This is a genomic window from Wolbachia endosymbiont (group B) of Hofmannophila pseudospretella, from assembly GCF_964028515.1.
GTDB lineage: Bacteria > Pseudomonadota > Alphaproteobacteria > Rickettsiales > Anaplasmataceae > Wolbachia.
The window spans coordinates 533,155-554,650 of sequence record NZ_OZ034788.1 but is presented as its reverse complement, the minus strand read 5'-3'; the positions used below and the strand labels follow the sequence as shown (position 1 = coordinate 554,650).

Here is a 21,496-nt window from a genome sequence, read left to right as displayed (position 1 = left end):
TTATGTTGATATAGCTCTTTTAATTAGTGAAGGTATTTTAATGGTTGATTCTTCTTATATGTGTGCTTCTAGTGCTTTTGTTCCTAGAGTTTCTTATTCCAGGTCGATTGATTTAAAAGATTCTTTGTTGGATTTGGTTAAAGTCCAAAAGGGATCATATAATTCCTTTACTCCTAATAATGAGAGTAATGAAAGACTTAAAGCTATCTTTCATACAATTTTTCCAATATCTGATCCTTTGCATAGGGCTACTATCGAATTTTTGAATTGTAGGGTAGATGATCTTAAATATAGTGAATCTGAATGTATAAAACGTGGTATAACTTTTTCTGCTCAGGTTATTGCTTCTATACGTCTTGTTATTATGCAGGATGGTATTTCTCTTGAAAAATATCAAGAGATTAAAGAAGGTGATGATCATTCTAAGCTTGCAACTGTTATAAAATCTGCTGAAGAGCAGGAGGTTCGCTTTTGTGAACTGCCTATGATGACTGATAAAGGTACTTTTATCATCAATGGCGTAGAGAAAGTTATCGTTTCACAAATGCATAGATCTCCTGGAGTGTTTTTTGATAGTGATAAGGGAAAAACTTATAATTCTGGCAAATTGATCTATTCTGCTAGAGTTATTCCTTATAGAGGTTCTTGGCTTGATATTGAGTTTGATGTTAAAGATCATTTGTATTTTCGTATTGATAGAAAGAGAAAGTTGCCAATATCAGTTTTATTAAAGGCTTTGGGCTTATCAAATAATGACATACTTAGTAGATTTTATGAAAAAATAGAGTATATAAAACATAAAAGTGGCTGGAAAGTACCTTTTTTCCCTGATAAATTCAAGGGAGTGAGGCTTCCTTTCGATTTAAAGAATGTTGAAGGCAATGTGTTACTTAAAGCTAATGTTCGTATTACTTCAAAATTAGCTAAAAATCTATATGATAACGGGTTGAAAGAGTATCTAATTCCTTATGATTCTATATGTGGTTTATTTCTTGCAGAAGATTTAATAGATAGTGCTAGTTCTACAAAAATCTTATCTGCTGGTGAATCTATAAAATTAGAGGATATTAAAAAGCTTGAATTATTATCTATAGATAAAATATCAGTGTTGAACATAGATAATGTTTCTGTTGGACCTTACATATTAAACACACTTTTCTTAGATGGAAACATGTCTTATGAGAACGCTCTATATGAAATATATAAAGTTTTGCGTCCTGGTGAAGTTCCTGTTTTAAAGATAGTAGAGGAGTTTTTTCGTAATCTTTTCTTCAGTCTGGAATATTATGATTTGTCTAACATTGGTAGATTAAAACTTAACTCTTGTCTTGGGTTAAATTATGAGGAAAATTTAACTACTTTAACACATGAAGACATTATTGAAATTATAAGAAAAATAGTATTGTTACGTGATGGTCAAGGATCTGTAGATGATATTGATCATTTAGCAAATAGAAGAGTCCGTTCAGTTGGAGAGTTTATAGAAAATCAATTTAGAACTGGATTATTAAAATTGGGACGGGCAGTAGTTGATTCTATGTCTACTTCTAGTTTAGATAAAGTCTCTCCATCTGATTTTATAAACCCAAAAGTGTTAACCAATGTCTTAAGAGATTTTTTCAATTCTTCCCAATTATCTCAATTTATGGATCAGACTAATCCATTATCTGAAATAACACATAAAAGAAGGTTGTCGGCGTTAGGTCCTGGTGGTTTAACAAGAGAGAGGGCGGGATTTGAAGTGCGTGATGTTCATCCAACTCATTACGGAAGAATTTGCCCTATTGAAACTCCTGAGGGGCAGAATATAGGCTTAATTAACAGCTTAGCTATATACGCTCGTATTAATAAATATGGGTTCATTGAAAGTCCTTATAAGAAAGTAGTTAATAAGGTTGTTACTGATCAAATTGAGTATCTGTCTGCTATAGATGAAGGTTTATATTATATAGCCGATACCAGCGCAAAGCTTGATGAAAACAATTGCTTTGTTGATGATATGTTATACTGTAGGTATTCTGGTACCTTTGTAATGGTAAATAGTAATCAAGTAAGTTACATTGATTTATCTCCTAAGCAGGTAATATCGGTTGCTGCTTCTTTAATTCCATTTTTAGAAAATGATGATGCTAATAGAGCGTTAATGGGTTCAAATATGCAGCGTCAAGCTGTACCTTTATTGAAGCCTACTGCTCCTTTGGTTGCTACTGGTATGGAGTCTTTCGTAGCTTCTGGCTCTGGTGCTGTAGTTTTAGCAAAACGTGGTGGCATAGTTGACAGCTCAGATAGTAACTCTATAGTTATACGTGCTTTTGACAAAGAAGGAATTAACTACTTGGATGTAGATATTTATCATCTAAGAAAATTTCAGCGTTCTAACCATAATACTTGTATTAACCAGAAACCACTGGTGCATGTAGGTGATTGTGTTAAGGAAGGTGATGTGATAGCTGATGGTCCTGCTATTAATAGCGGTGAATTGGCACTTGGCCAAAACTTGCTAGTCGCTTTTATGTCTTGGCAAGGTTATAATTTTGAAGACTCAATCATTATTTCTAGTGAAGTTGTTAAAAAAGATCTATTTACTTCTATTCATATAGAAGAATTTGAATGTGTTGTACATGACACTCCTTTAGGGTCGGAAAAAATAACTCGTGCCATACCCGGTGTTAATGAAGAAAATCTTTATCACTTGGATGATAGTGGTATAGTAAAGGTTGGTACAAGAGTTGGTCCAGGTTATATTTTGGTGGGGAAAGTTACACCTAAGCATTCTCTTTCATTGCCTCCTGAGACAAAATTGTTAATGACAATTTTTGGTGAAAAGTCATTCGATTGTGTGGATTCCTCTTTATATACATCTCCAGATATTGAAGGGATAGTGATTGATGTGCAGGTCTTTACACGCAGAGGGGAAGAAGAAAACGAAAGAGCGTTTCTTATTAAGCAAAAAGAGGCAAACGACTTTGAGAAAGAACGAGACCATATAATCAATGTTATTAATCAATATTTCTATGATGAATTAAGAAAAATTCTTATTAATTCTGGCTCTCAAGATCGAGAAAGTATTAATTTTATTGAACGTGAGGGATGGTGGGATATAGGATTGAAAAACCAATCTATTTCTAAGCAAGTTGAGAACTTAAAAAAAGATTTTGATGAAAAAGTATCACATGCAATAACAAACTTTAAGCGAAAAGTAGAAAAATTGCATGAAGGCTATGATCTGCCTCAAGGTGTGTCGATGTCAGTAAAAGTTTTTATTGCTGTAAAACATAGTTTACAGCCAGGGGATAAAATGGCTGGTAGACATGGAAATAAAGGTGTGATTTCTCGAGTTGTTCCAGTAGAAGATATGCCTTATTTAGAAGATGGTACTCCTATTGATATTATTCTTAACCCTCTTGGCGTTCCTTCACGAATGAATGTAGGGCAAATATTGGAAACGCATGTAGGTTGGGCTTGTAAAAAATTAGGAGAAAAAGTAGGCAATATTCTTGATGAGATCAATAAAATCAAACGTGCTTTTTGTGAGGCAATTAGATCTCTCAGTGATGATGATTTTGTAAAATTTGCAGCATTATATCTTGATAATAAAAAATTTGAGGATATTAATGATGATGAAATAACGGCTTCTATTTTAGACACGCCTAATAAGGATGAATTAAATAATGAATTGACTACATTAGTAGAGAATTATTTTAACTCTTGTAAAGATGCACACAGTAGTTTACGTCACTTCCTGATTGAGGTTTATAGTTGTGGCAGTAATTTATCTATTTGTAATAACATTCGCGATATTAATGATAATCACCTCATTGAATTTGCGTATAAGTTGCGTAATGGCATTCCTGTTACTGCACCTGTATTTGAAGGTCCAAAAGATGAACAAATAGTAAAGCTATTTGAACTTGCTGGATTGGATAACTCTGGGCAAGTTGTATTATATGATGGTTGCTCGGGTGAGAAGTTTGATCGCAAAGTTACAGTTGGTTACATGTACATGCTTAAGTTGCATCACTTAGTAGATGGTAAAATTCATGCGCGTTCAGTAGGACCTTATAGCTTAGTTACTCAACAACCTCTTGGAGGAAAGTCTCATTTTGGTGGTCAGCGTTTTGGTGAAATGGAATGTTGGGCATTGCAAGCCTACGGTGCTGCTTACACTTTGCAGGAAATGTTAACTGTGAAGTCTGATGACATTAATGGCAGGGTTAAGATTTATGAATCGGTAATAAAAGGTGACAGTAACTTTGAATGTGGAATTCCTGAATCCTTTAATGTCATGATAAAAGAGTTGCGTTCCTTGTGTTTTAATGTGGATTTGAAGCAAAATGACATAGTAATTGAAGATATATCTCATACTAATATCGCACAATCTTTTAATGAGGTTAGCATTTCCATTGCTAGCCCTGAAAGTATTAAACGTATGTCTTATGGAGAGATAACGGATGTTTCAACTGCAAACTACCGTACATTCAAAGTTGAGAAAGGTGGATTATTTTGTCCTAAAGTTTTTGGTCCTGTCAATGATGATGAATGTTTATGTGGAAAGTACAAAAAAAGAAGACATAGGGGCCGTATATGCGAAAAATGTGGAGTAGAAGTTACATCTTCTAAAGTAAGAAGAGAAAAAATGGGTCATATAGAGCTTGCATCTCCTGTTGCTCATATATGGTTTTTGAAGTCACTTCCTTCAAGGATTGGAGCATTATTAGATATGTCTCTTAGAGATATCGAAAGTATTTTATATAGTGATAATTATGTTGTAATAGATCCTCTTGTTTCCTCTTTTGAAAAAGGTGAAATTATTAGTGAGAAAGCTTATAATGAAGCTAAAGATAGCTATGGGGTCGATAGCTTTATAGCTATGCAAGGTGTTGAAGCTATAAGAGAATTGCTAACACGCCTTGATTTACATGAAATTAGGAAGAATTTAAGACAGGAGTTAGAGTCTGTTGCTTCTGAAATAAGAAGAAAGAAAATTATAAAGAGATTACGTATTGTTGAAAATTTTATCAAGTCTGGAAACAGACCTGAGTGGATGATACTTACAGCTATACCTATTTTACCACCTGACTTGCGTCCCTTGGTATCGCTTGAAAGTGGTCGACCTGCAGTTTCTGATTTAAATCATCATTATAGAACTATTATTAATAGAAATAATAGATTGAGAAAATTGTTAAGTTTAAATCCTCCTGAGATTATGATTCGTAATGAGAAAAGAATGTTACAAGAGGCAGTTGATTCTCTTTTTGATAATAGTCGTCGTAATACTCTAGTAAATAAAGCTGGCGCTACTGGATATAAAAAGTCTATTAGCGATATGCTGAAAGGAAAGCAAGGTCGTTTCCGTCAGAATCTTTTAGGAAAAAGGGTAGATTACTCTGGACGTTCTGTAATAGTTGTTGGTCCAACTTTGAAACTAAATCAGTGTGGATTACCGAAAAGAATGGCTCTTGAGTTATTCAAACCTTTTGTTTACTCAAGGCTTAAAATATATGGAATGGCTCCAACTATTAAATTTGCTAGTAAGTTAATAAGAGCAGAAAAGCCAGAAGTCTGGGATATGCTTGAAGAAGTAATAAAAGAGCATCCTGTTTTGCTAAATAGAGCGCCTACGCTACATAGGCTTGGTATTCAGGCTTTTGAGCCAGTCCTTATTGAAGGTAAAGCAATACAACTTCATCCACTTGTTTGTACAGCATTTAACGCTGACTTTGATGGTGATCAAATGGCGGTACATGTGCCAATTTCATTGGAAGCTCAACTTGAAGCTAGAGTGTTGATGATGTCAATTAATAACGTTTTAAGTCCTTCTAATGGAAGACCGATCATAGTTCCTAGTAAAGATATAGTGCTTGGTATATACTACCTAACTTTACAGCAACTTAAGGAGGATGATTTACCACTTTTCTGTGCTTTTTGTGAAGTTGAGCATTCCTTAAACAACGGTACTTTACATATTCATTCTCGTATAAAGTACAAAATGGAATACATCAATAGCGATGGAAACATTCAGTATAAAATTATTTTTACAACTCCTGGACGTTTAATATTATGGCAGATTTTTCCTAAACATGAGAATCTAAGCTTCGATTTAATAAATCAGGTATTAACAGTTAAGGAAATAACTAGCATTGTTGATTTAGTATATCGTAGCTGCGGTCAAAGTGCTACAGTGGTATTTTCTGATAAATTGATGACACTTGGCTTTGAGTATGCTACATTTTCTGGTACTTCTTTTAGTCGTTGCGATATGGTCATACCTGAAACTAAAGCTACACACGTTGATTATACAAGGGGTGAAATTAAGAAATTTTCTGCACAGTATCAAGACGGACTAATCACTAAAAGTGAGAGGTATAATAAAGTTATAGATGAGTGGTCTAAGTGCACAGATATAATAGCGAATGATATGTTAAAAGCGATATCTGTGTATGATGAAAATAGTAAGTACAATTCAATATATATGATGGTTAGCTCCGGTGCAAGAGGTTCTACTTCCCAGATGAAGCAGTTAGCAGGAATGCGAGGGTTAATGACCAAACCTTCTGGTGAAATTATAGAAACACCTATAATTTCTAATTTTCGCGAAGGATTAAATGTATTTGAATACTTTAATTCTACTCACGGTGCGCGTAAAGGTTTAGCTGATACTGCACTTAAAACTGCAAATTCTGGATACTTAACTCGTCGCTTGGTTGATGTATCTCAAAATTGCATAGTTACAAAACATGACTGTAAAACGAAAAATGGCCTTATTGTAAGAGCTATAGTTGAAGGTAGTACTATAGTTGCATCTCTAGAGAGTGTTGTACTGGGTAGAACAGCTGCAAATGATATGTATAACCCAGTAACCAAAGAGTTATTATTAAAAGCAGGGGAATTAATTGATGAAGATAAAGTAAAGCAAATCAACATTGCAGGTCTTGATGCTATAAAAATTAGATCGCCTTTAACTTGTGAAATAAGTCCTGGTGTGTGTTCTTTGTGTTATGGAAGAGACCTTGCAACTGGTAAAATTGTTTCAATAGGTGAAGCAGTTGGTGTTATCGCTGCTCAATCTGTTGGAGAGCCAGGTACTCAGTTAACGATGCGTACTTTCCATATAGGTGGGGTAATGACTAGAGGTGTTGAATCCTCGAATATTATAGCTTCTATTAATGCTAGAATAAAATTAAACAATAGTAATATAATTATAGATAAAAACGGAAATAAAATTGTGATAAGCCGTTCCTGTGAAATCGTCTTAATTGATAGCCTTGGTAGTGAAAAATTGAAGCACAGTGTGCCTTATGGTGCTAAACTTTATGTAAATGAGGGTGAGTTAGTAAAAATTGGTGATAAAGTTGCGGAATGGGATCCGTATACACTACCTATTATTACGGAAAAGAGTGGTACAATATCTTACCAGGATTTAAAAGATGGAATTTCAATCACTGAAGTGATGGATGAATCTACAGGAATATCAAATAGAGTAGTAAAAGATTGGAAATTGCACTCTGGTGTAGCGAATTTACGTCCTCGTATTGCACTGCTTGATGATAATGAAAAAGTAATAACACTTTCAAGTGGTGTGGAAGCATGTTACTTTATACCAGTTGGTGCAGTGCTTAATGTACAGGATGGCCAAAAGGTTCATGCAGGTGATGTTATCACAAGAACGCCGAGAGAGTCAGTTAGAACTCGTGATATTACTGGTGGCTTGCCTAAGGTTATAGAATTATTTGAAGCACGTCGTCCTAAAGAGCATTCTATCGTTAGTGAAATAGATGGCTATGTAATGTTCTCTGAAAAAGACCGTAGAGGAAAACGCAGTATAGTAATTAAACCTGTAGATGAGCAAGCTTCTCCAGTTGAGTATTTAGTATCAAGAAGTAAGCATGTAATAGTCAATGAAGGTGATTTTGTGCGTAAAGGTGATTTATTGATGGATGGCGATCCTGATCTTCATGATATTCTACGTGTGCTTGGGTTAGAAGCGTTAGCACACTATATGATTTCTGAAATACAGCAAGTTTATAGATTGCAAGGTGTGCGCATAGATAACAAGCATTTAGAAGTGATCTTAAAGCAAATGCTACAAAAAGTAGAAATTACCGATCCTGGTGATACTATGTACTTAATTGGAGAAAATATCGACAGGCTGGAAATTGATAGAGAAAATGATGCTATGAATAACTCTGGAAAACGACCTGCTCATTATCTTCCTATTCTGCAGGGCATTACTAGAGCAAGCCTTGAAACTAATTCCTTTATTTCTGCTGCTTCTTTCCAAGAAACAACAAAAGTACTTACGGAAGCAGCATTTTGCGGAAAGAGTGATCCTTTGAGTGGGTTAAAAGAAAATGTTATAGTAGGAAGATTAATTCCTGCTGGTACGGGTCTGGTTATGAATAAGGTGAAAGCACTTTCGCTTTGTGAAAATATAGATAAATATGAAAAATATTTTGATATTGAGACTTATGACGAAAAATTGCTGAGTGATAATAGTTATCAATTACATTCTGATGAAGAAGAGAGTGTGGTGGCATCGCACTATGATCAGTCAAATTGAATATAGCTAATGAGGTAGTATGTTTAATCTGTTTTTAACTAAAAAAATCGATTATATTTTCTTTCACCTCTGTGCTGTCTATTATGTTATTTACTCTTACACGAAATTCAGATGAGTTTTGAAGCCCGCTACTGTACCATCCTATATGTTTGCGGGCCATCTTTATTCCTGTATCGCTTCCATAGTACTCAAGAATACTGTCATAATGCTTGAGTATTATGCTTAATCTCTCTAAGGCTGTTGGCTCAGAAACTTTATTTCCACTCAAAAAGTTTATTGCTTGATTAATCAGCCAAGGTTTGCCGTAAGCACCACGACCTATCATTACTCCATCTGCCCCAGATTCTTTAAGTGCACTTTGAACATCATTCAAACTCTTAATATCTCCATTTACTATAACTGGAATTTTTACCTGCTCTTTAACATTTCTAACGAATTTCCAATCTGCTTGACCATTATAAAGCTGTGCCCTTGTCCTTCCATGTACAGTAATCATCTTTGCTCCCAAATCTTCTGCAATTTTTGCCAAGCGCGGAGCATTACGATTTTCGTCATTCCATCCAGTACGCATTTTTACTGTAACTGGCACACTCACTGCCTTGACTACAGCTTCTATTATCTCAGCAGCCTTTTTTTCATCACGCATAAGTGCTGACCCTGCGTAACCGTTTACAACTTTTTTAACTGGACAACCAAAATTTATATCTATGATTTTCGCACCCATGTCCTCATTTAGCTTTGCAGCTTCCGCCATAATATCAGGCTCACAACCAGCAAGTTGTACAGCGGTTAGTTCATCAACTTTTGCTTTTTGCATACTCTGTAGAGTTTGCATGATCATAGCCCTGCTTGCAATCATTTCTGAGACTAACAAACCTGCACCAAGTTTTTTTACAATACTCCTAAATGGATAATCAGTCACTCCAGACATTGGTGCTAAAATAACCGGAGAATCAATAGCCAAATTTCCTATTTGAAGGGACATAGATCTTATTGATTAATTACTGAGGCCCAAATATTTTGCACATGTTGTAACAACATTTTGAATAATCGAACTTGTGGTAGATTCTGCCTCCTCTTTCTTACTATCTTCAGGAATGAGCTGCTGTATAGTATCATGTAAAATTCCACCTTCAGCAATGGATTCTTTCCACTCTTCATCCTCCATAAGTGCTTTTGCGAACTCTCTTCTCTTCTCGTGCAATTGTCCTGGCCTAGGCTTGTGCTTTGATAACTCTCTGTCAATTTCATCAAATGATTTATCTTCGTTGAGCATTTCCGTAATCCTATGAGCATTTTCTAAAGCAAATACTCCACAATTACAGCCATCTTTTTGCTGATCAACCGCAGAACTCTTTATGCTATCATTCCCTATCTCTAAGGTTTCCTGTAATATGCCCACTATATAACTAGTATCAATTGGCTTACTAACTAACTTATTTCTATCTTCTCTTGCATGACCTAATGTTTTTTCAACATCATCTTTTTTCTCTTTAAGGCTAGCATTATCTGGATTATTTTCTCTTTCCCGTATTAAACTTCCCACCTCATTACTTAAGGGTAATAGACACTTCTCAGCAATCTCATTAGCAAGACTTATATCGTCTTTTACCTTTCCTTCAACCTCATTTGGTAATTTATTACCAAATGAGTCACAATAATAAGCTCTAAATTGTCTGTTACCATTACATGTGACTATCAGTGTTACCCAGTGATTTCCTCCTAAATTAATAATCGAGGCAAAGATTTTTTTTGTGTTCCCTTGTTCTATTTTATACTCTTTCAGTTTTGAGTTTAAAGTACTCACATCACCAGGAATACAAAAAAGTACATTGCCACTTGAATTTTCTGAATAGTTATATACAGCTCTTGCAATATGAGAAATGTCATGTTCTTGTAGCCAGTAATAGTAATTTTCTCTATTTGTCTGATGCATAAGAGTTTGTAAATCTTCATGAAACTCTTTGCCACCCAAACCACTATCTCCTGAAGCATTAGAATTTCTACGACTATTGTTACTTGAGGCAGGTTCACTTCCTGGTACAATACCACTATCCCCATCTGGGGTTTTTGGATTTCCTTGATTATTTACAGCTTGCTCTTGCTTTGGTGATTTTAATAGCTCATCAGTTTTAGCATCGCTTTCTTTTCCCTCTGAAACTCCTTTTCCATCAACATAATCTTTTACCAAGTAAAATAAAGGTTCAATAACCATCTTGTATGTTGCTGTAAGCACTATTCCCATTAAAATCCAAACTATAGGGTTGGAGATGAGCATAGCAAACGGTAAGGTTAAGAGGAAAGATCCCATTATCAATCCCAAACAGCCAATGGTAAATGTAGTTGCCAAATATATACAAAAAGCGTAGACAGCAAATCTTCCACTAGCCTTAAGTTTAGTGAAGTGAGTACTCTCTTTAAATGTATTGTGCTTTTTTTTGACGCTCAACATGTTATATTTTATGAATACTACGTTAACTAATTCTAGCAAATTATGAAGGTAAAATCAATATTAGCATTTATATGTAAAAATATTGAGCATTCAAAGCTTTTGAAGTAGAGTAATGATGTTAGTAATAGCACAACATATGCATGATATAGAAGATATACGCAAAAACCCTGAAGGATTTGAAAGGGCAATGAAAATCAGGGGGATAAGAGAATTTACTGCAAAAGAAATATTAGATGTTGATGATGAAAGAAGATTACTGACTACTACATTGCAAGATTTAAATAGGCAGCGCAATGAAATCACAGAGGAAATAAAGAAGCTTAAAATGAGCAAGAGCTCCTCTGAAAATGAGGTAGAAGTGTCAAGAAACATAACAAATGAGATAAAAGCAATCAGCTTAAAAGAGCAAACGGAGAAAGATAACTTAATGAATATCTTATCTAACTTACCAAATATCCCTGCACAAAACGTGCCAATAGGTGAAGATGAGAGCTCCAACGTAGAAATCAGAAAATATGGAGAAAAAAGGCAATTTAGTTTTATGCCAAAATTTCATTATGAACTCGGAGAAAGGTTAGGCTTGATGGATTTTGAGCAAGCAGCAAAAATTTCTGGATCAAGGTTTACAATATTAAAAGGACAGTTAGCTAAGCTTGGACGAGCATTAATAAATTTTATGCTGGAAACACATGTTAATGAATTTGCCTATACTGAGGTGTATCACCCAGCTCTGGTGAAAAACGAGGCGATGTATAACGTTGGTCAGCTACCAAAATTTTCCGATGATTCATATTTAACTACCGATGAGTTAAGATTAATTCCTACAAGTGAAGTATTTTTAACAAATTTAGTTGCTGACAAAATAATAGAAGAAAAAGAACTGCCTATTCGTTTTACTGCATATTCAGAATGTTTTCGTAAAGAAGCTGGCAGCGCAGGACGAGATACAAGAGGTATGATAAGGCAACACCAATTTGGTAAAGTGGAATTAGTAAGCATCACAACTGAAGACCAGTCAAAAGACGAGCTTGAACGTATGACTAGTGTTGCTGAAGAGATATTAAAAAAACTAGAATTACCGTACAGAGTAATGCTACTTTGCAGTGGCGATATGGGTTTTGCTGCACAAAAGACTTATGACATAGAGGTATGGTTACCTGAGCAAAATAAATATAGAGAAATATCAAGCTGCTCAAATTGCGGTACGTTCCAGGCAAGAAGAATGAACACTAAATACTTCTTAGAAACTGACAGAAAAACAAAAAAATACGTTCACACTTTAAACGGCTCAGCTTTAGCCATAGGAAGAACAATTGTTGCCATAATGGAGAATTATCAAAATTCCGATGGGTCAGTTACAATACCAAACGTGTTGCAAAGATATATGAGTAATGATACTGTTATAAGCAAACAATAATTTTGACATATATAGAAAAGCGAGGAAATAAAGATGAAGGTTTTGGTTATAGGTTCTGGTGGGCGTGAGCATGCTTTACTTTGGGCTCTAAAGAAGTCTCCTACCTTGACTAAGTTATATGTTACTCCTGGTCGCCCGGCCATGGAGAATTTTGGAGTTCTTGTGAATATAAATATTCAAGATTCAGTTGATGTTACACAATTTTGCAAGAAAGAAAATATAGAGCTAGTAATTATTGGTCCAGAGCAGCCGATAATTAATGGGCTTGCTGATGATTTAACTGCGGAGGGGATAAACGTTTTTGCTCCAAGTCAAGCAGCTGCAAAACTTGAGGCATCAAAGTCTTTTACGAAGGAACTATGTAAACAATATGGTATACCAACCGCCAAGTATGAGCGTTTTATTGATGAGAGGTTAGCTAAAAATTTTGTCCGTAGTAATAAAATAAAATTGCCGCTTGTAATTAAAGCAAATGGAATTGCAGCAGGGAAAGGTGTCATAATATGCCACACAGAAAATGAGGCTTTTTCAGCAATAGATTCAATGCTAGTGGAGAAAAATCTTGGTGAGTCAGGTGAAGAAATAATCATAGAAGAGTTTTTAATTGGAGAGGAAGTAAGTTTTTTTGCTCTTATTGATGGGTTGAAGGTAATAACCCTTGGGTGTGCAAAAGATTACAAGAGAGTTGGTGAAAATAACGAGGGACAAAATACTGGAGGCATGGGGTCATACTCATCACCTTCGATTATAAGTAAGGAGATGGAGCAAAAAATTATCCAAAAAATAATATATCCTACAATTCAAGCACTGACTAACATGGGAACATCCTATAAAGGAGTACTCTTTGCTGGTTTAATGATTTGCAAAGATAGTCCAAAGCTTCTTGAGTATAATGTTAGGTTTGGGGATCCGGAAATACAATCTATGTTACCTAGACTTGATCCAAATTGTGATTTGCTAAAGTTGATGTTGTCAGTTGCAGAAGGCAAGTTAAATACAAAAATGGTGGAGTTTAATCACAAAATTACAGTTTGTGTAGTCGTTGCAAGTAAAGGCTATCCTGGTGATTATCAAAAAGGAGAGGTAATTAAAGGATTAGATAAAATTGAGAACATTCCTGGAGTGCTAGTATTTCATGCTGGCACTAAGCGAGATGAAAGTGGCAATTGGATTTCAGATGGCGGAAGGGTGCTAAATATAGTAGGAGAAGGAAACACTATGGAAGAAGCTAAAAGTAAAGTGTACTCAGCATTAAATTTTCTAGAATGGTCAGGTGGATTCTTCAGGTATGATATTGGTAGTTAATTTAGCTCATGCAGAAACAAAAAAGTCACTTTGTAAGCAATAATACAGACAACTAAAGAAAAACATCAACTAGGTTTATATTCTATTACTACTGTTTTTGCAATCTTATCATAAAACGTTTGTTTGCGTTTATCAAATATTGCTAATACAAAAAGTAAAATTAATATTACAACAGGACACAAGAGACAACATAAGGCAATATAGTCAAATTGAGGATGTTCAAGGTAATAATAAGACAGCAGCCAAATTGGAAGAAAAATAATCCAAGAATAGTTTCTAAAAAAGCATCTTATTGTTACCTGTTTTAGGGTAACATCTGTAAATGTATTTGCATCTTTTATATATATTTTTAGCAATAATTTTCCTGGAGTACCACCAAATCTTGTTATCATTAGTATTTCTACTACTATATATAGTATAAGTATAAAGTCTTTAAATAAAAAAGAAGCGAGTGAATATATGACCGCATCAAGGGTGGATGCTACAGTACGCTTCATGAAGCCCACATGATTTATTTCAATATTCATAGCCTCATTTATATTTCTAGTATCACTATCTAATATAAAGATGCGTTATTAAATAATCGTAAATATACTAATTCGGGTAATATTAGCTGCTTGTGCCACTATATTATTTGAATTAACATTAAATCATTTACAGTTAAGGAAGTTATGTCAACATCAGTCACAGTTGCGTATGGTGATGGTATCGGACCAGGAATTATGGAAGCGGTGCTGTCGATATTGCGTGAAGCGAAAGCAGAGATCTCAATAGATATTATTGAAATAGGAGAGCGTGTTTATAGTAAGGAATGGTCTCATGGAATTTCTCCGAGTGGTTGGGAGTCTATTGAAAGGACAAAAGTGTTACTTAAATCTCCAACAACAACTCCGCAAGGCAAAGGGCACAAAAGCTTGAACGTTGCACTGCGGAAGAATTTAGGGCTGTATGCAAACATCAGACCATGCATTTCGTATCACCCTGTTATAGAAAATAAATTCGATAAATTTGATGTTGTTGTAATACGTGAAAATGAAGAAGACGTTTATACGGGAATAGAGCATAGGCTCACTGGTGACTCGTACCAATGCACTAAAATTATTACTAGATCCGGTTCAGAGAAAATATGCAGATACGCTTTTGAATATGCGCAAAAACACAATAGAAAGAAAGTAACTTGCCTGACTAAAGATAACATAATGAAAATGACTGACGGCACTTTTCATGCAGCATTTGATCGTGTTGCAAAAGAATACCCAGATATAAAGGCAGATCATTATATAGTTGATATTGGAATGGCAAAAGTTGCCACAGAGCCCGAGAATTTTGATGTTATAGTAACTGAGAATTTATATGGTGACATATTATCAGATATAGTCGCACAAACCTCTGGATCTGTAGGACTTGCTGGAAGTAGCAACATAGGTAATGAATATGCGATGTTCGAAGCAGTGCATGGTTCTGCTCCTGATATTGAAGGAAAAAATATAGCTAATCCTTCTGGTCTTTTAAATGCTGCAGTGCATATGCTAATTTACATAGATCAAGCTACTACTGCAAAACTAATTTATGATGCGTGGCTCAAGACTTTGGAAGATGGAGTACACACTGCTGATTTATATAAGGAGAAAAAAAGTAAACAGAAAGTGGGTACAAAAGAATTTGCAGAAGCTATTATAAATAATCTAGGAAAGAAACCAGGAATACTATCTGAACTTATAATTGACAATAGTGCAAGTAATAAAACAAGTAAAATACAAGATAGCTATGAACAGGACTATAAAACTAAAAAGCTAGTTGGTAGCGACATAACGCTTGCTTGGAACAAATCTGGCAATTTTAACCAAATAGTAGAATTATTTAAATCAAGTGATCCTAAGATTATAGCGATATACTCAAAAGGTCTTGCAATCTGGCCAGGAAAGTCAGAATCTTCAAGCGATCAAATAACCTGCAGGTTTATTGCAGATAATGAAAAGAAAGCTATCACAAACAGTGACGTGAATAACTTACTAACAAAACTCGAAGAAAATAACTTTGATGTAGTGAGAATGGACAAATTGTATTTATACGATGGGAAAGAGGGTTTTTTCTCTTAATGAGAGTTAAACATGTTTATGCTTGTGTAAAGCATAAAATGTATTATACTAACAGTATGTTCATGTGAGGCGTAGTAATGAGTCAACATTTTAAGTTAACTAGTCAGGAGTTTCGTGATAATGCTGATTTGTTTAATGTGTTGGAAATAGAAGCTAAACAAGTTGTAGACAAGAATTATGAAGAGCTTAGCTCAATTTTGAAGAAACAGCATAGGAAGTTAATTCTTGTAAATCATCCTGACAAGGGTGGAGATAAAAATAGATTTGATCAAATTTATAAAGCCTATCAAGAGCTAAAAAAATATATTGAACCTTTGGAATTAGGAAATCCTTGTGTTAAAGTCAGTATTGGCGCTGGAAGTGATGGGCGTTTAACAGCAAGAGAGTTTCACTATAGGAGAAAGTTGTTTAACGAGCTAAAAATCAGTGAGAAAGAAGCTGTAGGTAAAGATTTTGATGGGTTGATTGCTATACTAAAAAGAAATGATCGTTCGTTTGGAGAAGACTTCAAAAGCTATAATGAACTTCAGGCTCAAATAGAGAGGGTTTTATTAAATCCAAATTTAGATAATTTTCAGAAGAGTGTACAAATTGCAAAGTTAATGCAAGAGTTATATCAATATATAGCAAAGCCAAGCATACAATTACTTAATTATATTACTCCTCTAAAAGAAAAGAGAAGCCTAATTGAAGAAGATAAAAAGACATTAGCATTGAAATTTATAGAGCGCAAAAATGCTCTAATGTTAGTCCCAAAAATAAGTTTTCTGCCTTTAACTCTATTAACTACAATTACTATAGGTTGCTATTTTTCATGGTGGATCATAGCATTTAATATCATTATTAATAAACTCTGTAATTCATTAGTGAATTATTATATGGAGAAGTATAAAAACTCAGAAATTTCTACTGATGAATTCATGAGTAAAATGAACTATATTGCGCTAAGCAGTAAACTTCTTATCAACTATCCTTTAGCTGCTTTTTCTGTTTATTTAGTTACAACAAATTTCATTGCTAATGGATTAACTGTTGGTGGAGCTATACTTGGTCCACTATTGTTATTGGCAGTATTAATTGAAGCATTAGCTCCTATTTTCTCAAAAGGCTGTGAAATATATGCTGACAAGCACACAAAAGATTTACTAGAAGAGGATCCAAGAGATAGAGTACAAAAGGAAACTGACCTATTAAAATGGTATGATTTGCGGAAATTATTGATGCCAATTATCATGCCTCTTGTTAGAAAATGTTTTGCAGAAGTGGCAAGCGAGTTTGCTGAAAGGAATTTTGATGAGGTAAAAACTGATATGTCTGATGTTAATACTGAAGGACTATCTAATCCTCAAGCAATTAAATTTGCATAGTAACCAGTGTAGTTTTAGCTCTATACGTGAACTCAAAAAAAGTAGAATTGATATTTGAAAAATTCAAGCAATCAAATCCCATACCGAAAATAGAGCTAAATTATACCAATCATTTTACGTTATTAGTTGCAATAGTTCTATCAGCGCGGACAACCGATATCAGTGTTAATAAAATTACGAGGGAGCTATTTAGTATTGTTGATACGCCAGAAAAAATGCTAAATCTTGGGCAAAGTGAGCTGAGAAAATACATAAGCAGTATTGGTTTATATAATTCCAAAGCAAAAAATATAATCGGGCTCAGCAAAATATTGATTGAGAGGTACAATAGCAAAGTGCCTACTAATTTCGATGATTTGGTATCTTTACCAGGGGTTGGGAGAAAGAGCGCTAATGTGTTCTTAAATTCGGGGCTTGGTATTCCAACATTGGCAATTGATACTCATGTTTTTAGAGTAAGCAATAGAGTTGGGCTTGTGAAAGAAAAAGATATATTTAAAACAGAGCAATCTCTTTTGAATGTGGTTCCAAAAAAATACCTGCTTTATGCTCATCATTGGCTAGTTTTACACGGTAGATACATTTGCAAGGCACAAAAACCTTTGTGTGAAGCGTGCACAATTCATGATTTATGTGAGTTTGAATGCAAGAGGTATAAAGTCTAGTATAACACTTCGATATTTCTTACTTTTATCATCCAAGTAGCTGATCTCTATGATGGTGTCATCCGAGTAGCTGACACTGAAATCCAGTCTTTCTTACCAACAAAAATTTAGAATAACTTTTGTTCTTAAAAAATTTCTAGATTCCAGACTCATGTTTCAATGTTAAACAAGGTACAATAGAATTGAGTAGGGTAATTTCTAGGGAATTATTATATTCTAGAAAAAGTAAAATGTCATCCAGATAGACTAATGTACAAGGTAAGCTGAATGTCTATAAAGAAAAACAGCAAGGCATTTTAGGATTTGCTATATCGCATCAGGAGCTCAAGAGTACAGCTTACAATTACAGATAGGTATAGTTGAGTTTAAAGTAACTACATAAATTTACTACAATTTTCATACCTATAAGCTGCTATGCAACAAAGCCCTGTGTAGGTATAATTTTGACAGGATACAAAGCTTAATGGAGAAAGTTACGAACATCAGTGAAAAACATGGCAATTTTATTCTCATTTGCAGCTGCTATCACGTCTTGATCTTTCAATGAGCCACCTGGCTGAATTATAGCTGTAATTCCATGCTTTGCACTTTCTACTATACTATCTGGAAATGGAAAAAATGCATCTGAAGCAAGCACTGCGCCTTTACATTTTTCACCTGCTTTTTTTACTGCAATATTCACACTATCTATTCTGCTTGTTTGTCCTGCACCGATGCCAATAGCACAACCGTCTTTTGCTATCACTATTGCATTGGATTTTACATGTTTACATATTTTCCAAGCAAAAATAAGATCTTCCTTCTCTTTTTTTGTTGTAGTGCATTCTGTCACTCGGTTTATTTCTTCTACTTTTACTGTATGGTTATTATTTTCTTGCACTAAGAACCCGCCAACAACATTTTTGATTTGATATTTTGCATTTTGCTGAAGAGATTGATGAATAATCACTCTTAAATTTTTCTTTTTTTGTAAAATTTTTAGTACCTCATTGTTTACCGATGGTGCTATCACCACTTCCAAAAATATCTCGTTTAATTTCTCTGCTAGCTTTAAATCTATCTCCCGATTGAAAGCAACTATTCCACCAAAACTGCTTATTTCATCACATGATAGAGCTTTTTCATATGCTTTTAAAGCACTATCACTAACAGCAACGCCACATGGATTATTGTGCTTTATTATCACTGCTGCAGGTTCTTGAAACTCAGAAATTATGTTAAGTGCAGACTCTATGTCGACTATATTATTATAGCTCAATTCTTTTCCATGTATTTTCTCCAGTGGATATTTGCTAAATTGATTGCTATAAAATGCAGCTTTTTGATGAGGATTTTCACCATACCTGAGTCCTTGTGCTTTACATCCATATAGAGTAAAAAACTCTGGTAACTCATTGCTTTTACCCTGTGATAAAAACCAATTGTAAATATTAGAATCATACTGTGCAGTCAGAGCAAATGCTTTAGTTGCTAGATGTTTTCTATATTCTAATGTTGTCTGATTGTTATTTTTGATCATCTCAGCTTTCAGTGTTTCGTAATCTTGAATTCTAGAAATCACTGAAGTGAAATGAAAGTTTTTTGCTGTAGCTCTAATTAATGCTACTCCACCTATATCTATTTGTTCTATGATTTGCTTCTCACTTGAGTTGCTATTAACCGTTTTCCAAAATGGATATAAGTTAGTTATAAGCAGATCTATCGGCTTAATTTCTAGATTCTGCATTTCCTCTTCGTGCCTTTTTCGATCACAGAGTATTCCTCCATGAATTTTAGGATGTAAAGTTTTCACTCTGCCATCTAGTATTTCTGGAAATTGTGTGTAATCTGAAACTTCTTGCGTTTTTATTCCCGCACCTGATAGCACTTTATAAGTATTCCCTGTTGAGAGAATTTCTATTTGTTGCTGCATCAAAAACGATGCAAGTTCAATTATATTTGTCTTATCGTATACTGATATTAAAGCTCTTTTAATTTTCATATGGAAGGTTTCTTAAGATTATATCTAAGAAAAGAAAATTTGTCTATATATAGCTACTACGTCATACCGCCACGTTATCCACAACTGTACGAACATTGTGATACAAGAGACCAAGAAAGATGTCATCCCAGTGCCCAGACACTGGGATCCAGAAAACTTCACTTTCAATGAGCACACCAGGTGGCTGTACAATAGAAACTGGATTCCATTATCAAGCACTGGAATGACACCATCTACTACTCAAATTACCTGCAAATTGCAATGTTCGTACACCAAAACGCGGTATCTTGTTGTAGATTCCGCTAACAAGCAGCGGAATACCAAATTGTAGAAGTTGCTTTAGCTCTCCTCACCCTCCCTTCAAAGTAGTCTATTCTATAAATTTTTTTGTTAAACTTGATTTTAAGCCACGAACAAAATCTTTAATATCGCAAGGATTTCTTCCTTCCATTTGTACAACTTTAGGAATTAAAGTACCACCTTTTAAACTTATATGCATATTATCATTAATGATCTCACCTTGTCCTGAAGTGAAGGCTTCAAATTCAGCATCAAGTATCTTGATACGTTTATTCTCTACCTTAATGAATGCTTTTGGATAAAATGCTTTAACCTTTCTATAAGCAATTTCACAGGCGTCACTTGCGTAAATTTTATAGTCTTTTACTTTGTCAGCATAGCACGCATCGTTATCGCTCTGTTTTAAGGGAACTTGCTTTTCAATTTCGTTTAGTACTTTCAGCAGTAAATCACTACCTAATTCAGACAATTTATCATACAACGTCTTATAATTATCGCTTTTTTCAATAAGAAACTTTTTCTGTTTTAAAATAGGGCCAGAATCTAATCCTTCATCTAGCTGCATAATGCTAACTCCGGTTTCTTGATCTCCGGCTAAAATTGTGTGCTGTATTGGAGCTGCACCGCGCCACCTAGGCAGCAATGATGGATGAATATTAATACAACCATATTTGGGAATATTTAAAATTTCTTTTGGAAGTATCAATCCATACGCAGCAACAACTGCAACATCTGACTTAAAATTTCTAAACTTTTCTTGCTCTATTGAAGATCTTAGAGAGGTAGGAATACATACCTCTATGTCACTTTCTTCAGCAACGACGTGTACTGGGGATTTTGTTAACTTTCGCCCACGCCCTGAAGGTTTTGGAGCCTTGGTATATAATGCTACTATTTCGTTATTTGATTTCAATAGTAAGCTTAACGTACTAACTGCAAACTCCGGTGAACCCATGAAAATAATTCTCATTAGGTGTTTTTGCTTTAAGAATTTTCTGCTAACTTACTATTTACAGTTTCTACTAATTTAGCAAAATCATCCTTATAGTTAACAGCCATCTCAGCAAGAATTTTCCTATTTAAATCAATTTCAGCAAGTTTAAGACCATGCATAAATCTACCGTAAGTAAGTCCATGTTCTCTTGCCGCTGCATTAATACGTATTATCCACAAACCACGAAAATCACGTTTACAGGTTCTTCTGTCTCTGTAAGCATATTGGAGTGCTTTTTCAACTCTTTGTAATGCAATTCTATAACAATTTTTTGCCCGTCCTCTATAACCCTTTGCTAGCTTCAATATTTTTTTATGACGAGCATGAGTAGTGACTCCACGTTTTACTCGAGCCAT

Annotated in this window: 12 protein-coding genes and 1 pseudogene; 7 read left to right on the top strand and 6 right to left on the bottom strand. The window is 34.6% G+C overall.

Going from position 1 to position 21,496, the window contains the following annotated elements:
• The first annotated feature begins 40 nt into the window (after nt 1-40).
• Nucleotides 41-8,560, top strand: coding sequence for a DNA-directed RNA polymerase subunit beta/beta' (locus tag ABWU24_RS02575; protein WP_353274386.1), 8,520 nt, complete (start codon nt 41-43; stop codon nt 8,558-8,560).
• Nucleotides 8,561-8,594: 34 nt separating this feature from the next.
• Here ABWU24_RS02575 and dusB read toward each other — a convergent pair whose 3' ends face one another.
• Nucleotides 8,595-9,545, bottom strand: coding sequence for a tRNA dihydrouridine synthase DusB (gene dusB / locus ABWU24_RS02570; RefSeq protein ID WP_015587859.1), 951 nt, complete (start codon nt 9,543-9,545; stop codon nt 8,595-8,597).
• Nucleotides 9,546-9,557: 12 nt separating this feature from the next.
• The gene (locus ABWU24_RS02565; RefSeq protein WP_353274385.1) at nt 9,558-10,805 is read right to left on the bottom strand and encodes a hypothetical protein; all 1,248 of its coding nucleotides are present in this window, start codon (nt 10,803-10,805) and stop codon (nt 9,558-9,560) included.
• Nucleotides 10,806-11,148: 343 nt separating this feature from the next.
• Here ABWU24_RS02565 and serS point away from each other — a divergent pair, with 343 nt between their 5' ends.
• Nucleotides 11,149-12,429, top strand: a complete 1,281-nt coding sequence (gene serS / locus ABWU24_RS02560; RefSeq protein WP_015587857.1) for a serine--tRNA ligase — start codon at nt 11,149-11,151, stop codon at nt 12,427-12,429.
• A gap of 33 nt (nt 12,430-12,462) precedes the next feature.
• A complete protein-coding gene (gene purD, locus ABWU24_RS02555) occupies nt 12,463-13,734 on the top strand; it encodes a phosphoribosylamine--glycine ligase (RefSeq protein WP_341815443.1) in 1,272 nt (423 codons plus the stop codon).
• A 65-nt stretch (nt 13,735-13,799) separates the two neighbouring features.
• On the opposite strand, the gene ABWU24_RS02550 is transcribed toward purD, so the two are convergent.
• A complete protein-coding gene (locus ABWU24_RS02550; protein WP_015587855.1) occupies nt 13,800-14,261 on the bottom strand; it encodes an RDD family protein in 462 nt (153 codons plus the stop codon).
• 144 nt (nt 14,262-14,405) lie between these two features.
• Between ABWU24_RS02550 and icd the strand changes: the two genes are divergently transcribed.
• The 3 genes from icd (at nt 14,406) to nth (ending at nt 17,865) form a co-directional block, all read left to right on the top strand.
• Nucleotides 14,406-15,833 carry an isocitrate dehydrogenase gene (gene icd / locus ABWU24_RS02545; protein ID WP_015587854.1) on the top strand — a complete coding sequence of 476 codons (1,428 nt, stop codon included), beginning with the start codon at nt 14,406-14,408 and terminating at the stop codon, nt 15,831-15,833.
• Between the two features lie 77 nt (nt 15,834-15,910).
• The gene (locus tag ABWU24_RS02540; protein ID WP_015587853.1) at nt 15,911-17,200 is read left to right on the top strand and encodes a molecular chaperone DnaJ; all 1,290 of its coding nucleotides are present in this window, start codon (nt 15,911-15,913) and stop codon (nt 17,198-17,200) included.
• Between the two features lie 26 nt (nt 17,201-17,226).
• Nucleotides 17,227-17,865, top strand: coding sequence for an endonuclease III (gene nth, locus ABWU24_RS02535; protein ID WP_015587852.1), 639 nt, complete (start codon nt 17,227-17,229; stop codon nt 17,863-17,865).
• 460 nt (nt 17,866-18,325) lie between these two features.
• Here nth and purH read toward each other — a convergent pair whose 3' ends face one another.
• A complete protein-coding gene (purH, locus tag ABWU24_RS02530) occupies nt 18,326-19,846 on the bottom strand; it encodes a bifunctional phosphoribosylaminoimidazolecarboxamide formyltransferase/IMP cyclohydrolase (protein WP_015587851.1) in 1,521 nt (506 codons plus the stop codon).
• Nucleotides 19,847-19,922: 76 nt separating this feature from the next.
• Between purH and ABWU24_RS07820 the strand changes: the two are divergent.
• Nucleotides 19,923-20,075, top strand: a pseudogene (locus tag ABWU24_RS07820) (WPE palindromic element domain-containing protein); the annotation flags it as partial.
• A 141-nt stretch (nt 20,076-20,216) separates the two neighbouring features.
• Here the strand turns inward: ABWU24_RS07820 and fmt are convergent.
• Nucleotides 20,217-21,116, bottom strand: a complete 900-nt coding sequence (fmt, locus tag ABWU24_RS02520; RefSeq protein WP_015587850.1) for a methionyl-tRNA formyltransferase — start codon at nt 21,114-21,116, stop codon at nt 20,217-20,219.
• 14 nt (nt 21,117-21,130) lie between these two features.
• Entirely contained in the window at nt 21,131-21,496 is a 366-nt protein-coding gene (gene rplT, locus ABWU24_RS02515) for a 50S ribosomal protein L20 (protein ID WP_015587849.1), read from the bottom strand.